This is a genomic window from Enterococcus sp. DIV0561, from assembly GCF_050539875.1.
Classification (GTDB): domain Bacteria; phylum Bacillota; class Bacilli; order Lactobacillales; family Enterococcaceae; genus Enterococcus; species Enterococcus faecalis.
Genome location: NZ_CP172927.1, coordinates 1,398,772 through 1,413,524, shown reverse-complemented (window position 1 = coordinate 1,413,524; position 14,753 = coordinate 1,398,772). Strand labels below are relative to the sequence as shown.

General features: G+C 37.3%; 15 protein-coding genes and 1 riboswitch. Of the genes, 2 read left to right on the top strand and 13 right to left on the bottom strand.

Annotated elements, in window-relative coordinates:
- Positions 1-71 precede the first annotated feature (71 nt).
- The 5 genes from rpsA to IGM13_RS06830 form a co-directional block, all read right to left on the bottom strand.
- Positions 72-1,283: a 30S ribosomal protein S1 gene (gene rpsA / locus IGM13_RS06850; protein ID WP_002360341.1), complete on the bottom strand. Its 1,212-nt coding sequence runs from the start codon at positions 1,281-1,283 to the stop codon at positions 72-74.
- A 113-nt stretch (positions 1,284-1,396) separates the two neighbouring features.
- Positions 1,397-2,077: a (d)CMP kinase gene (gene cmk, locus IGM13_RS06845; protein ID WP_002357612.1), complete on the bottom strand. Its 681-nt coding sequence runs from the start codon at positions 2,075-2,077 to the stop codon at positions 1,397-1,399.
- Positions 2,078-2,313: 236 nt separating this feature from the next.
- On the bottom strand, positions 2,314-2,934 hold the full coding sequence (locus tag IGM13_RS06840) for a LysM peptidoglycan-binding domain-containing protein (protein WP_002384525.1): 621 nt from the start codon (positions 2,932-2,934) through the stop codon (positions 2,314-2,316).
- Between the two features lie 75 nt (positions 2,935-3,009).
- On the bottom strand, positions 3,010-4,452 hold the full coding sequence (locus IGM13_RS06835) for a RecQ family ATP-dependent DNA helicase (protein WP_002420207.1): 1,443 nt from the start codon (positions 4,450-4,452) through the stop codon (positions 3,010-3,012).
- Positions 4,453-5,487: a helix-turn-helix domain-containing protein gene (locus IGM13_RS06830; RefSeq protein WP_002420208.1), complete on the bottom strand. Its 1,035-nt coding sequence runs from the start codon at positions 5,485-5,487 to the stop codon at positions 4,453-4,455.
- A 35-nt stretch (positions 5,488-5,522) separates the two neighbouring features.
- On the opposite strand from IGM13_RS06830, the gene IGM13_RS06825 reads away from it, so the two are divergent.
- On the top strand, positions 5,523-5,741 hold the full coding sequence (locus IGM13_RS06825; protein ID WP_002357617.1) for a ferredoxin: 219 nt from the start codon (positions 5,523-5,525) through the stop codon (positions 5,739-5,741).
- A gap of 22 nt (positions 5,742-5,763) precedes the next feature.
- On the opposite strand, the gene IGM13_RS06820 is transcribed toward IGM13_RS06825, so the two are convergent.
- From IGM13_RS06820 to IGM13_RS06785, 8 genes are all read right to left on the bottom strand, one after another.
- Positions 5,764-7,095 carry a zinc ribbon domain-containing protein gene (locus IGM13_RS06820; RefSeq protein ID WP_002420209.1) on the bottom strand — a complete coding sequence of 444 codons (1,332 nt, stop codon included), beginning with the start codon at positions 7,093-7,095 and terminating at the stop codon, positions 5,764-5,766.
- A 256-nt stretch (positions 7,096-7,351) separates the two neighbouring features.
- Positions 7,352-8,017, bottom strand: coding sequence for an ECF transporter S component (locus IGM13_RS06815; protein ID WP_002382314.1), 666 nt, complete (start codon positions 8,015-8,017; stop codon positions 7,352-7,354).
- 71 nt (positions 8,018-8,088) lie between these two features.
- Positions 8,089-8,208: riboswitch (FMN riboswitch) on the bottom strand.
- Positions 8,209-8,360: 152 nt separating this feature from the next.
- On the bottom strand, positions 8,361-9,077 hold the full coding sequence (locus IGM13_RS06810) for a pseudouridine synthase (RefSeq protein WP_002357624.1): 717 nt from the start codon (positions 9,075-9,077) through the stop codon (positions 8,361-8,363).
- Positions 9,078-9,080: 3 nt separating this feature from the next.
- A complete protein-coding gene (gene scpB, locus IGM13_RS06805) occupies positions 9,081-9,686 on the bottom strand; it encodes an SMC-Scp complex subunit ScpB (RefSeq protein ID WP_002357625.1) in 606 nt (201 codons plus the stop codon).
- Complete coding sequence (locus IGM13_RS06800) at positions 9,683-10,477, bottom strand: segregation/condensation protein A (protein WP_002420210.1); 795 nt, start codon at positions 10,475-10,477, stop codon at positions 9,683-9,685. The genes scpB and IGM13_RS06800 overlap by 4 nt, the downstream gene beginning before the upstream one ends.
- A 64-nt stretch (positions 10,478-10,541) precedes the next feature.
- The gene (gene xerD, locus IGM13_RS06795; RefSeq protein WP_002360354.1) at positions 10,542-11,432 is read right to left on the bottom strand and encodes a site-specific tyrosine recombinase XerD; all 891 of its coding nucleotides are present in this window, start codon (positions 11,430-11,432) and stop codon (positions 10,542-10,544) included.
- 168 nt (positions 11,433-11,600) lie between these two features.
- The gene (locus IGM13_RS06790; RefSeq protein WP_002357629.1) at positions 11,601-12,530 is read right to left on the bottom strand and encodes an alpha/beta hydrolase; all 930 of its coding nucleotides are present in this window, start codon (positions 12,528-12,530) and stop codon (positions 11,601-11,603) included.
- Between the two features lie 193 nt (positions 12,531-12,723).
- Positions 12,724-13,815, bottom strand: coding sequence for a DUF871 domain-containing protein (locus IGM13_RS06785; protein WP_010816511.1), 1,092 nt, complete (start codon positions 13,813-13,815; stop codon positions 12,724-12,726).
- Between the two features lie 181 nt (positions 13,816-13,996).
- Between IGM13_RS06785 and IGM13_RS06780 the strand changes: the two genes are divergently transcribed.
- Positions 13,997-14,746, top strand: a complete 750-nt coding sequence (locus tag IGM13_RS06780; RefSeq protein ID WP_010715189.1) for a peptidylprolyl isomerase — start codon at positions 13,997-13,999, stop codon at positions 14,744-14,746.
- The last annotated feature ends 7 nt before the right edge of the window (positions 14,747-14,753 follow it).

Here is a 14,753-nt window from a genome sequence, read left to right as displayed (position 1 = left end):
AAAAAATGAGTTTGACATAGCCGATCTATTTACGGCTATGTCAAACTCATAAATTTCAAGAAAGTAACGTGTTATTCCTCTTCTTTCGCATCAGATAAAGCGTCACCTAAAATATCGCCCATGGTAAAACCAGTATTTTCTTCAGGCAATTCATATTCCTGTTCTTCTTTTGGTTCTTCTTGAGACTCAGGTTTTGGTTCTAACGCTTTGATACTTAAAGCAATACGATGTTCCTCTGGATTAACTTCTAAAACTTTCACTTGTACTTGATCCCCTTCATGAAGGACTTCATGAGGCGTTGCAATATGCTTGTGAGAAATTTGAGAAATATGCACTAATCCTTCCACACCAGGGAAAACTTCCACAAACGCACCGAAGCTGGTTAAGCGTTTTACTGTTCCATCTAAAACAGTCCCAGCGGCTGCTTTTGTTTCGATATCTGTCCATGGTCCAGGCAATGTTTCTTTAATAGATAAAGAAATACGTCCTTCTTCTGGATTAATTGAAAGAATTTTTACTTGAACGTCTTCGCCAACAGTTAACGCATCACTTGGTTTGCCCACATGCTGATGAGCAATTTCAGAAACATGAACTAAACCATCCACGCCACCTAAATCAATGAATGCGCCGAAATCTGTTAAACGAGCTACTTTCCCTTCAACAACGTCTCCGTCATGTAAAGAAGAAAGTAATTCTTCTTTTTTCGATTCTTTTTCAGCTTCAACAACTGCTTTATGTGAAAGAATTAAGCGGTTTTCTGAAGGTTCGATTTCAATAATTTTAAATGCTAGTGTTTGACCTTTATATTCAGAAAAATCTGCAACAAAATGATCTTCAACCATTGAGGCAGGAACAAATCCGCGAACACCGACATCAACAACCAAACCACCTTTAACAACATTTGTAACAGGTGCTTCGATTACTTTGCCCGCTTGGAAATCTTGTTCAATTTCTTCCCAAACTTTTTTAGCATCTAAACGGCGTTTTGACAGTAAATAACTGCCGTTTTCTTTATCTTTGCCAATTGATGTGATAACAACTAAATCTAACACATCACCGACTTTCACAAGTTCGTGTACATCTTCAACTGGTAAAGTCGATAATTCCTTTGCAGGAACAACGCCTTCAACGCCCGCTCCTTCAATGCCGACAACAACTTGTTTGTCTTCAATGGCTAAAACTTCGCCTTTAACAATATCGCCAACACTGACTTCTTGAACGCTGTTCATTGCATCTTCCATTGTTTCGTTGTTTGCTACTTGTTTGTCTTCAAAATCTGTCATGCCTCTTATCCTCCTATGCCAACAAAAATTCCAAAACTTAGCTATATATACTTACATAGTACGAGATTTTTGTAAAAAAATAAAGCGATTTCTTCTATTTTTCTTAAAATTCTTTAAAAAAGTTCAAAACCTTTTTGTTTAATCACATTTTGTATAGCGGCGACGACTTCTTCAATCGTCAACCCTGTTGTATCGATTTTCACAGCATCACTTGCCTGGACAAGGGGTGATACTTCTCTGGTTGAATCTAAATAATCCCGACGTTCAATCTCCGCCTTCAAGGTTTCAAAATCCGTCTCAATCCCTTTTTCTTGATTTTCTTTAAAACGACGTTCTGCACGTTCTTCAACGCTAGCCACCAAGAATATCTTTACTTCGGCCTTTGGTAAAACTGCAGTACCAATATCTCGACCATCCATGACAACTCCGCCGGCTTGACCAATTTTCTGTTGTAACGCCACCATTTCTTCTCTAACTTTTGCATGTTTTGAAACAGCTGAAACAGCATTCGTTACATCTGGCTGGCGAATCGCTTCGGTCACTTCATGACCATCGATAAAAACACGTTGGCCATTTTCTGCTTGCTGAAAAGAAATAGTGTGGTTGACACAAAGCGCTACTAATGGCTCTTCCGCTTGAATGTCGATTTGATTTTGCAAGGCCAAATACGTAATCGCTCGGTACATGGCCCCCGTGTCACAATACACATAATTCAATTGTTTTGCTAAAATTTTTGCAACTGTACTTTTGCCTGACGAAGCTGGTCCGTCAATAGCAATACTGATTTTCCCCATGAAAAAACTCCTTAACTGATATGCATCCTTTAAAATGCGCTTCTTCTTTTATATTAAAATCAGAAGAAAAGAACTTGGATTTAAACTGATGACGAGTTTCTAACGAAAAAGCAATAAGCCGAAATCCCTCGAAAGACGCAAAACATCTTTCGGAAATTTCTGCTTATTGGCATTCTCATGTAATCATCCGTCGCGGTTTAGCCCTTGAAAGTGCTGTCCAAACCTCTTTTTCTGGATTATTTAATACGTAATGGTTGTCCTGGATAAAACACAGATGTATCAATCCCAGGATTTAACGCTAAAATTTGTTCTAATGTCATTCCGTTACGTTCGGCAACTTGACGTGCCCCTTCGCCACTTTGAACGGTATCATAAACAGGTTGTTGGTTCTGCGCTTGTTGCTGTTGTTGATTTTGAGCTTCTTGTTGTTGTTGCTGCTCTTGTTGTTGCTGTTGTTGTGCTTGTTGGTCCTGTTGTTGCTGTGCAGCAGCATCTGAACTTGAAGGTGTTGTATTTTCAGCTGGTTGGCTGCTTGCTGGTTCTGAGCTTTCCACTGATTTTGACGTACTTTCTTTTTTCTTCTCTTTTGATGATGATTGGACTAATGAAGAAGATGGCTGGCTATTTTTGCTAGCACTTTCGTTCGGTTTCTTGTCTTGCATCATCCATAAGAAAGTCCCAATTGGAATGGCAATAATTAATAATAGCAAAATAACTAAAACAGTTAGAAATAATGAATTTCCTCGTTGCTGTTGGCGTTTTGCTAAACGAGAACCACCACCATTTTGATCAGGTTCATAAATTGATTGTTCCCATGGCTCACGAGCTTGGTTTTTCTTTTTGTCCTTTTTACTCACTGCTAATTTCCTCCTAAACTTCTCTCGCTTGTTATTATATCATAGCTTTTGCCAACTGCCGACTAAAAAAATGAATTAATCACGTTCTTTAAATAATTTTAGAAATTTAGAACGCCAATCTTCTTCATTTTGATTGCTGGTCTTGTTCGATTTTACTATTGAATCTTGGTAAATGTCAAAGAATAACGCACAATTATCACAACAAGTTTCCGGTGATTGTTTGACAATCGATTCTTGAAAATAAGTTTGAATCAACGTTCTTCGACAGGTTGTGGTTTCAATATACGTCAGCATCCCTCTTAATTGTGCTTGACGATCTTTTTCTTTCTCCTCTAAACGATGCTCTAGCTCTTCAAAAGAATAATCCTTGGCTAAATAGCCTTGGACCCATTTTTGTTGTAACTCGGTGGCATTTTCTAACAAACCTGCTTGTTCTTCTCCTTCAATCAGCGATTTTAAGGTCGCTCGATTCGCTCTTGTCTCTTCTAAGAAAAACCGATGAATAAATTCATCCCCTTTTTTATACAATAATAGCGCCCAACTTTTTTGACCATCACGTCCAGCTCGCCCGATTTCTTGCAGGTAATTTTCTAAGCTATCAGGCAAATCAAAATGAATCACTCCACGAACATCAGGTTTGTCGATTCCCATCCCAAAAGCATTCGTTGCACAAAGAATATCGATTTGATTATCAATAAATTGTTCTTGCAAGCGACTACGTTCACTAGCCTCCAAGCCCCCATGATAATAGGCCACCTTAAAACTGGTTTTTGCCTGAATAAGTTGACTAATTTGTTCTGTTTTGTTGCGCGTGGCGCAATAGATGATGATTTTACCAGCCGTTTTAGATAAGTAATCTAGTAACACTTCTTCTTTTTCTGACGTTTCCTTCACGAACAAGCCAATATTTTTTCGATTCACTGAAGAAAGAACTTCTTGATAGCTACCATGAGAAAATAATTGTTTTATAATTGCGTGCTGTACAACGGGTGTCGCTGTGGCAGTTAACGCCAAGGTCAAAGGAAAGTCTAGCTGTTTTTGGACCAGATCTAATTTACTATATTCAGGGCGAAAATCGACGCCCCACTGATAAACACAATGGGCTTCATCCACCACAAATAATGCAATTTTTTGGCGTTGTAACACACTAAGTACTTCTTGCTGCAAAAGCATTTCTGGGCTTAAAAACAGATAATCGTATTGGAACATTTCCGCTAAAATATAACGCTTTTCTGAATATTGTAACGTACTGTTTAAGGCAACCGCACCTTTAATTCCTTGTCTTTGTAATTGACGCACCTGATCTTCCATTAACGAAAGTAAAGGAGAAACAATTACCGTTAGTCCCTCTAACTTCTGGCCCACAAATTGATAACACAATGATTTACCAGTCCCTGTTGGCAAAACAGCCAATGTATTCATACCGTCAAGTAAGTTTGTAATCACTTCTTTTTGACCAGGCTTAAACGCTGCATAACCAAATCGAGTGAATAATTCTTGTTCTAATGTCAACAACACTCACTCCTTTTCTTGCCAAATTTGTTTGATTTGATATAAGCGGAAATCTAAATAAGAAAGCGTCTCTTCTTGGGCTCGCCAATCCCGATACACCCACAACCGCGGATCTTGTTCTGTTTGAGCCAAGTTTTGGAGCATTGCCTCCTTTTCAAGATAAACAGACGCCTGCAGCTGCCCTTGAATAGCCAACTCTAATAGATGGTCATGAATGGTACTCAGTTTTATTTTTCGCTGCTCAGCAATTTCTTGAAGTGTCTTACCTTCCGTTAACAATCGTTGAGTTTCTTGCATACTTTGGTTTAGATTTTTTTCTAGATACGGCCATACAAGCGTTTGTAAAGCAGGATAGTTTCCTCCGTACATTATCAACTGCAGTAAATGATGAACCGCTTGTGTATGCCACAAACGCTGTTCAAGAGCTGTCTTATGGCTTGTTAATTGCTGAGGAACTTTGCCAGTTTGCTGATAACCAGAAAGTTGCGCAACCAAATAGTCGCTTTCTGCTTCAGGTAGTAACTCAAACCCTCGCAACAGTTCTTCTTTGATTGATTGAATGCGCTGCTCTTTCTTGTCTTGTTGTAACCATCGTTTCAAATATAGTTGCGGAATCGGTGTTGATAAAAGTGGAATATACTGTTTTTCCTCAAATGATAAATACGAAGTCACTTGCACGGCAAATTGAATGAGTTGCCAACTTTCTTGATCACTTCTGCCAAAACGATAAAGATCAATTGCAGGATAATCCAGCAACGAAAAATGGTGCTCCTTTAAAAATAGTTGCCCTTCTTTTGTTAGTTGAATTTCATTTGTCTCTTTGTGATACTGAATTTGTTTCGCCTTCGAAAGTTTTTCAAGAAATTGAAAATAGGCTTGTTCGGAAATCGTTGGCCACCAGCCAATGAACCGTAAACAATCATATAAAAAACCATAAATCAAAACAGAGCTAGTCCGTTTGCCTTTTAAAAGATGATACAAAGTTGATGCACGTACCTTGTATCCGTGAGATAATAACGCTAAAATAAAAGTTGCTTCCATAGTAAACCTCTTTTAGATAGGATGTGTCACTGTTTATGCAATCACGTTTAGTTCCTGAAAAATGTATTGCTTGTGGACTTTGTCAAGTTTATGCGCCCAATATATTTGATTATGATGATCATGGGATTGTCCTTTTTAAAGACGAGCCGCATGCTCGACAACAATTTATTCCAGAAAACGAACGCGAGAATGTGTTAAAAGCGTACCGCAAATGTCCCACGCGTGCAATAGAAATAAGCAAAAATGAGTGCTAAATAATTTAGCACTCATTTTTGCTTAGAGTATTTTTTCGAGCCAAGCAAGTGTTTGTTCATCTATCGAAACAAACTGTAATTGTCCTTCTTTTAGCGGTTCTTTGACTAAATGAATTTGATCATTTAGGCCATTGATCCATTCATAACGAAGACCATTTTCTTTTGCTTTAGAATTTTTGGCTTCTAAATAATAATTGACATGGTAATTTTCTTTACCATCCAATTGTAGCGTATTAATGGTCACTTCAAAATCTGGTGAACCATCGGTCGATTTCTTTTCACGTAATCGTTCAAGTGCTTCTATAAAAGAAGGAAATTGAGGATTATTTTCCCCACCAACGAGATATTTTTCAGCAAATTCTGCACTATCCGTATGACTTTTCACTTGTTTGGCAAATGCTTGATAAAAGGTTTCTAGCGCTTTGCGGGCATCATAGTCGCTAGCTAACGGAAAATTCAATTGTAGCGTAGGATTATCGGAGAGCGCTTCGACAAAATCATTTTCACCAATCGTTTCTTTTGATGTTTGAATTTCTTCTCCATTAATCGTCTTTTTAAGTTGAATCGTCATCCCTTTGGACCAGAACAAAGGGCCAATCGTTTTGCTTCCATTCGTTAGCGTACCAACTTTCCGATCATTAATATAAATATCTGCGTCTGGCAGATTGCTCTCCACAACAAAATTCATTCGTTTAAAATCTAAAGGAATACTAGAAATATAATTTTCCTCTTCTAATAAACGATACTCTTCTGTGATAACAGGTTCGCCGGTGCTATCTTTCACTGTGGCTGTAAAGGTATATTGTCCTGGCGCTAAGGGGCCCAATTCCTTTTGATAAGTAGTTGAGTCGGAAGTGCCCACTTCCCGCCCGTTCATTGCCAGCGTCACACCGCGCTGATTTGTCGTTAACTGAACAGAAACAGGCGTTAAAATGAATTGATAACGGTGAAAGAAAAATGCTGTTTGACTCGTTTCACGAATAGTTAAACCATGTAGCTTTTTATCCTTTAATAGCGCTTTTTCTAATTTTTTTAGCTCAGTTGGATTTTTTTGATAATAAGTGATTAAAGGCTTAATGCTTTGCGGATTCACTTGAAATTCAGACTCGTTCGTCCTCATTTTTTTACTTAATTCTTGGGCATCACCATTCTCAATCGCTTCAATAAAATGAGAAATTTGTTGTTCCTTAGAAAAATAATGCGTCCCGAGAAAATAGCTACCCGTTCCAAGAACGATGAACACAAAAAGAAACACCCAGATCCAGCTTCTTTTTGATCTGAGAGGAGTAGATTCGTTCCCTTTATTCATTGATGGTTGTGCTTGGTTTTCCTCTTGATGCATTGATTCATTCATTAGCGGAGCGCCGCATTCTTCACAAAAGGACTCCGTATCACGATTCACGTGACGACAATTTTTACACTTTTTCACTCAGGAAAACTCCTCTTTCTTTGATGATTTCTATCATACCAAGGGAAAGTTAAAATTACAATGCAGATGGTTTAGTATTTTTTAACAGAATGATGACAGATTGTGACAACCTCTTTTCTTTTAGGCGTAAATTTTAAAAACCCACTGTCAAACATTGTTCAACAGCAGGTTTTTTTATCATTTATTTTGTTAACGGTGTTTTTTTCTGAATAGTATGTTGTTTTTTTGATAGCCATGGCAATAACTTCGCATGTAGTACTAGAAAAACACCACTGACTAAGAGGCCTTTAATAAGGTTGAATGGCACAATACCAATCGCCACATAGCTTGCTAAAGATGTTCCTAAAAATTGTTGTGTGGTCACACCATATAATTGTAAGTAAATGGGTGTAATGACAAAATAATTCGCAATACTCATGAAAATTGTCAAGGCTAAAATCCCACTTACTAAGCCCACTATCCGATTTGTACGGATATTTTTCTTTTTACCAAAGAAATAAAAAATTGGCAAGGTGAAGATACTACTTGCTAAAAAGCTAGCGAAATCTCCCACCATATTTTGCGGTGCTAGTCCGGTTAAGAACAGGTGTAGCAACGAACGAACAAAAGCAGTAATTACTCCTGCTAACGGTCCGTACAAGAACATTCCGAGTAGAATCGGAATATCACTAAAATCGATTTTCAAAAAACTAAACGCTGGCATAATCGGAAATGCCACAAATTGTAATACTGTACCGATTGCAGCCAACATTGCAATGCTGACCATTTTTTGTACCTTGTTGTTCATCTGAAATCCTCCAATTAAGGACCCATCTTCAACGAACTTTTTGATTCGCTTCTTTGTCATACAAAAAAACCCTATTTTTCTGCAGGGAAAAATAGAGTAGGATTATCTGATGAAAAAGCGTCTCAAATAAGCCCTATCTTCTTTATCCAGACTATACTGTCGGTATTGGAATTACACCAATTCAATCGTTAAAAACGAGTCGTGGACTATAACCACCGGTCGGGAATTACACCCTGCCCCTGAAGACGAACCTTGTATTATATTTTTTTACTTACTTAGTGTAACCGATTTGAACAATGAATGCAACTAACTAAGCTTTTTATTAAATTTCATTGATTGTTTCGTTTCTCAAAAAAAAAACAATCCCTCCGCCATAAGCGCGAAGAGATCGAGTCATTTTATCTTATTTAGCTTGATTTAATAATTGACTGATTTCTTTTTTAGTTAAATCACGATATTGCCCTGGTCGCAAACCTTGTAAGGTCAACTCACCGTAACGTTCACGTTTTAATTTTTGAACAGGGAAACCAACAGCTTGAAACATTTTCTTCACTTGATGATTACGTCCTTCATGAATCGTTAATTCCACGACGCTGCTACCTGTTTTAATGTCCGCTGAAAGAATTTGAAAATTGGCTGGTGCTGTGCGTTTGCCATCAATGCGAATGCCTTTGGCTAATGGCAATAGATCCCGTTTAGTTGGTACACCTTTAATTTTTGCTACGTAGACTTTATCTACTTCATGTTTAGGATGGGTTAATTTTTGTGAAAAACTTCCATCATTCGTTAAAAGTAACAACCCAGAAGTATCATAATCCAGACGACCGACTGGATAAATTCGCTCAGTAACATCTGTAAAATAATCCGTTACTACTTTACGGCCTTTGTCGTCAGATACTGCAGAAATAACCCCTCTTGGTTTATAGAATAAATAATAACCATATTCTTCTTGATAAATTGGTACACCATCAACCTCAACAGTATCTTGTTTACTTACTTGCGTTCCTAATTCTTTGACCACTTGGCCATTGACTTTTACGCGACCTTTGACAATCAATTCCTCTGCTTTGCGACGCGAAGTCACCCCAGCATGAGCAATTGCTTTTTGTAATCTTTCCATTGTTTAAGCTTCCTCGCCTTCTGTTGTTTCAGACATTGGGTTCGTTTCTTGATAACGATCAAAAAATAGATCCATTGGTAGTTCTTCTTCTAATTCATCTTCCATTTGTTGGATATCTGGTAATTCATCTAAACTTTTCAACCCAAAGTAATCCATAAAATACTTCGTTGTGCCATACAAAATCGCTCTACCAGGACCATCTACGCGGCCTTTTTCTTCTATTAACTGACGGGCAACTAACTTTTGGATAGAGCCAGAAGTCTGTACGCCACGAATTTCATCAATTTCAATACGCGAAATTGGTTGCTTATAAGCAATAATGGATAATGTTTCTAGCGCCGCTTGTGATAAGGCGTTCGACATAGGCGATTGCGCATATTTTTTTAGTAATGAGGCATATTTTTTCTTCGTTGTTAAGACAAAATGATTGCCGACTTCTAAAATATTCAACGCTGATTTATTGTCAGAAGCATAATGTTCTTTCAATTTCGTTAATTCTTCATAGGTTTTTGCTGTTGACTTCTCTAATAAGTACGCAAGCTCTTCCAAGCCAATTCCTTCTTCGCCAACCACAAATAAAATTGCTTCAATTTGACTAACTAATGTCACTGTGTTTCCTCCACCTCTGTTGTATCTTCCTGCTGGGTTTCTGTATTAAATAACAAAATTTCACTATAATTATTTTCTTGTTCAGCATAAATCACGCCCGTTTTCATTAATTCTAAAAGAGCCATGAACGTTGTCACAATTTCTTGTTTGGAATAAGAATCGAAGAAAGAGTCAAACGACACTGCCTTCCCTTTCTGTACTTGACGCATACGCTCTGAAATAGCGGAGATTTTTTCTTCGATGGAAACATCGTCACTGGCAACAGTTGTTTCAACAGGCTGGCGATTTTTTTTCTTTTCTAACATGGCATGAAAGGCTAGAAATAAATCAATTGTATTGATTTGATTAGGCGGTAGTGTTGTATCTTCCTCTTTATAATCATCCATATCCATTGGTTCTTTTGTATAATAGAGTTTACGTTCTTCTTCTTTTTCATGTAAAACAGTCGCTGCATATTTAAATTTCCGATACTCCAATAACTGAGCTACTAAAGCTTCCCGTGGGTCTTCCTCTTCAAAAAAATCTTCATCATCAATGATTTCAAGCTCTTGTTTTGGAAGCAACATCTGACTTTTAATAGCCATTAAGGTGGCAGCCATGACTAGATATTCTCCAGCGACTTCTAACTCTAAGGTTTGCATCGCATGAATATAAGACATGTATTGTTCAGTTACTGCTGTAATGGGAATGTCATAGATATCGATTTCTAATTTTTGAATTAAATGTAGTAGAAGATCCAGTGGTCCTTCAAAGACATCTAGTTTTAAATTAATTTCTTGCAAAAACGACACCTACTTTCTTTTCTCGACTTCCTAGTTTACCATAAATTTATTCGTTTGTGGGCATTCTCGCAAATTAAGCCCGAGGAAAATGTTCCTTATAAACATCTGCCATTCGTTGTTTGGTAATATGTGTATAAATTTGTGTCGTGGAGATATCTGCATGTCCTAATAATTCTTGAACGATTCTAAGGTCTGCGCCATTTTCCAACAAATGTGTCGCAAAACTATGCCGTAATGTATGCGGCGTAATATTTTTCTCTATCTGGGCTTCTCGGACAATCTGTTTTAAATTTTTCCAAATGCCCTGTCTAGATAACGGTTCGCCATGATGATTAACGAATAGGTGTGTTTCATTCGGATGATTTTTAATCAATTGAGGTCTGGCTTCGTTCATATAGCGCTCAATCCATTGAATCGCATAATCGCCTAAAGGAATAATTCGTTCTTTGTCCCCTTTTCCGATTGTTTGCAATAAACCAATGGATAAATGCAGATCCCCTAATTTTATTTCAATTAGCTCACTAACTCGCAGGCCCGTTGCATACATCACTTCTAAAATAGCACGATTCCGCATACCTAGTGGTTTACTTGTATCAGGCGTTTCAATTAATCGAGTCACTTCGTCAACAGATAATGTACTTGGCAATTTTTGAACTTTCTTGGGGGAGTCAATATGTTGCATCGGATTATGTTCGCTTAAGCGTTCTTGACGTAAAAATTGATGAAATCCTCTCAAACTAGAAATCATCCGAATCACACTTGCTGAAGCTTGCTGTTCTTCGTGAAGGGATTGCAAAAATTCTGTAATCATGTAACGGTCAACTTCGTCCCAAGAATGCAAGCCTTGTTCTTGTAAAAAGGCTACGTATTTTTTTAAATCTCGTTCGTAACTCCGTCGTGTGTTATTTGATAAGCCCCGCTCTATTTGTAAATAGTGTAAATAATCGACTAATTGTTCTTCCATTATCCTTCCCTCATTTCTAGTACTATCCTATCAGATTATGCCCTAGATTGCATGGGTAAATTCCAACTTATTAAAAAAAATCAACTGACAACAAAAGACTTGTTCACTAAGTCGTTAACTTAAGAACAAGTCTTTTGTTTTTGCTACTATTAGTAAAGAATAAATTTGTTATTTTATATATTTATCTAGAAAAGCAGCTACTGTTTCCTTATATTTTTCTGGGTTTTTATTATAAGCTTTCGCATGCTCTGCTCCAGGCACGACATATTTCTCTTTAGGTCCTTGGGTTGCATTATAAACTTCGTCTAACATACTAAACGGCACAAACGTATCATTTTCACCATGAATAAAGAGCATTGGTAAATGATTCTTTTGCAATTGCTTAACAGCGCTTGCTTCCCCAAAGAAATAGCCAGCTCTAAGTTTCGTAATCCCGCTAGTAACATTAACTAATGGGAAACTTGGTAAATTGAAAAGCTCTTTCAATTGATATTGCAACTCCTGATTGACTGTAGAATAGCCACAATCTTCCACAATGGCTTTCACGTTATCTGGTAATTTTTCCCCGCTCGTCATCATGACTGTAGCAGCACCCATACTGACACCGTATAAAGTGATTTGTTCTTGCTGACCATTTTCGGTTAAAACTTTCTCAATCCATTGGACATAATCTTTACGATCGGGCCAGCCGAACCCAATATAATCTCCTTGACTTTTCCCGTGACCACGCGCATCTGGCGCTAACACATTGTAGCCCCAATCATGATACATTTTCGCAAAGACAGACATCGTTTCTGCCGAACCCATATAACCATGCGCCATAATAACGGTACGATTACTTTTTTTGTCGGCTGGTAAATAAATAGCCTTTAGACGTAGCCCATCTTCCGAAGTAATTGACCATTCTTGTCGATTTTTGTCATCTTTAAACCACGCGCCTTCAGGTGTCTGGACCACTTTTGACCCTGGGGTATTCTCATTTATAAAGTCTTTCTTTCCTGGAACTACTGCATAATTATAAAAATATAAGCCTGCCGCAATTAAACCAATTGCAATTACTACAATAAGCGCAATCAAAATTTTTAACCATCGATTCATCTACGTACTCCTTTTATTTAAACTGTATGATTCATTATAAGTTGTCGCCCTTTTTTTGACAACTACCATTCAAAGATTTAGCCATCTTTCTTTACCACTAAAATGAGACAATTTTGTTGCGACAAAAAAGCATAGCACAAAAATGTTACCTTTTGCGCTATGCTCCACTTATCTATTTATAGGAAACTAAAAATTATTTATTTTCAATAAGTTTAAAACTTGACCATGGTTTCAAAAATTCTAATAAGAAACGTTCGTCATCAGAAATACGACCAACCACATTTACACGGCCATCATTTTTCATTTCTTTTAAAGCAATTTGTGTTTCCCCTTTGTATTGTCCATAGCCAACGTTGTCAATCAAGACATCACCTCGAACAATATCTCTCGTTGTATGAGCTGGGAAAGGACGATCTTTATAGTAAACACGTGTCATTGTTGAACGCAAAACGTAATCAGAACGATCTCCACGATAACTGTGTAAGTTATCGAACAATGCAATTCTTTCATCTTCTGTGATTTCTGGTTCTGTATCCACTTTGATCGAAGGATACGGTGCACGAAAGGCTTCTGCCATTGCTGCTAATTCTGCTTCTGAGGCATAAGCATTTCCGACAGAAATATCATCGATTAATCCTGTTAAAACTAAATGCTTAACTTGCGTTGCAATTTCTAAATCGCGGTGGTCTTCCAAAGAACATAACCCATCTTGTGTCGGCCATGGCCCAAATGTAGCATCGTGTGAGTTCACAAACGCCATCGTATTTAAATTATATTTTCTAAATTTTTCTGAACAATAAACAAAATGATCATAGCCTAAGCCTGTATAGCGATGTGGATAGAAATTATGTGAGCCTAGTAAATTTTCTGTGTTTGGTGAGTAGGCCATAATATTATCAACATAACTTGTGCCTGAACTCATATTAATTTCAATTTTAATGCCATAAGGGTTTCTTGTCATATTCGCCTCTTCTTGCCCAGTAAAACCAAGATCTAAACGAATACCGTAAGCGCCCATATCATGGAAAAATGATAAATCATCATAAGAGATGCCTAATTGTTCGAACAATGCAGGATTAATATCGACCATCACTTCCATACCTAATTGGTTGGCGTAATCTACGACTTTTTTAAACTCTGCTAATACCTTTTCCCGATCATCATTGATTTGCAATAAACTAGTAAAGACACGCTTAAAGCCGTATTTATGAGCCAAATCCAAATATGCTTTGTCCTTTTCAAATGTTGAACGTTCTGGATAAATTGAAATACCTAATTTTCCCATGTGATTGCCTCCTAAATTGTAAAACATAATAATGTATCTGCTTACATTGTAACAAAAAAAACAAAAGTGGTCTACACCTTTCCTATAGGAAATCTTATAAAAATTCCACTGGTTTGTTATCTTCTCTTTTGTTATGATAAAAAAGAACCTAATTGTCAGTGTGAAAGGAAGAGGAAAACAGATGAAACATAAGAAAATGCTTGCTGTTGCTTCAGTTGCAGCATTCACCTTGCTTTTAGCAGGCTGTAACACAACCAATAATAAAAGCACGACCGCAACGAGTGATTCTATCGCTAAATCCAGTGAAAGCAAAACAAAGGATTCGGTCGACTTAAATTCACTAGATTTACCACAACTAGATGACAAAGTTGCCGAAGATCAAGACTTAGTCCAAATGGTTACTTCAATGGGAAATATTGAAATCAAACTATTTCCTAAACAGGCTCCAAAAACTGTCGAGAACTTTATGAAACATGCTAAAGATGGCTATTATGATGGCTTGACTTTCCACCGTGTCATCAATAACTTTATGATCCAAGGTGGCGATCCTAGCGGTGATGGAACTGGCGGAAACAGCATCTGGAATAAACCATTTGAAGATGAATTTTCAAACCAGTTATATAACATTCGTGGCGCATTATCAATGGCGAATGCAGGACCTAATACTAACGGCAGTCAGTTCTTTATTGTCCAAAATACAGATGATCAATCTGATGGTCTTTTATATGATGATTATCCAAAAGCAATCATTGATGCTTACAAAAAAGGCGGCTATCCTTCTCTTGATAAAAAACATACTGTTTTCGGTCAAGTAACCAAAGGAATGGATATTGTCGATAAAATTGCCAAAGTCGAAGTTGGTGCCAACGATAAACCAAAAACTGATGTTAAAATTGAAAAAATCAATATTCTTCAAGAAGCAAAAAAATAACAAAAAG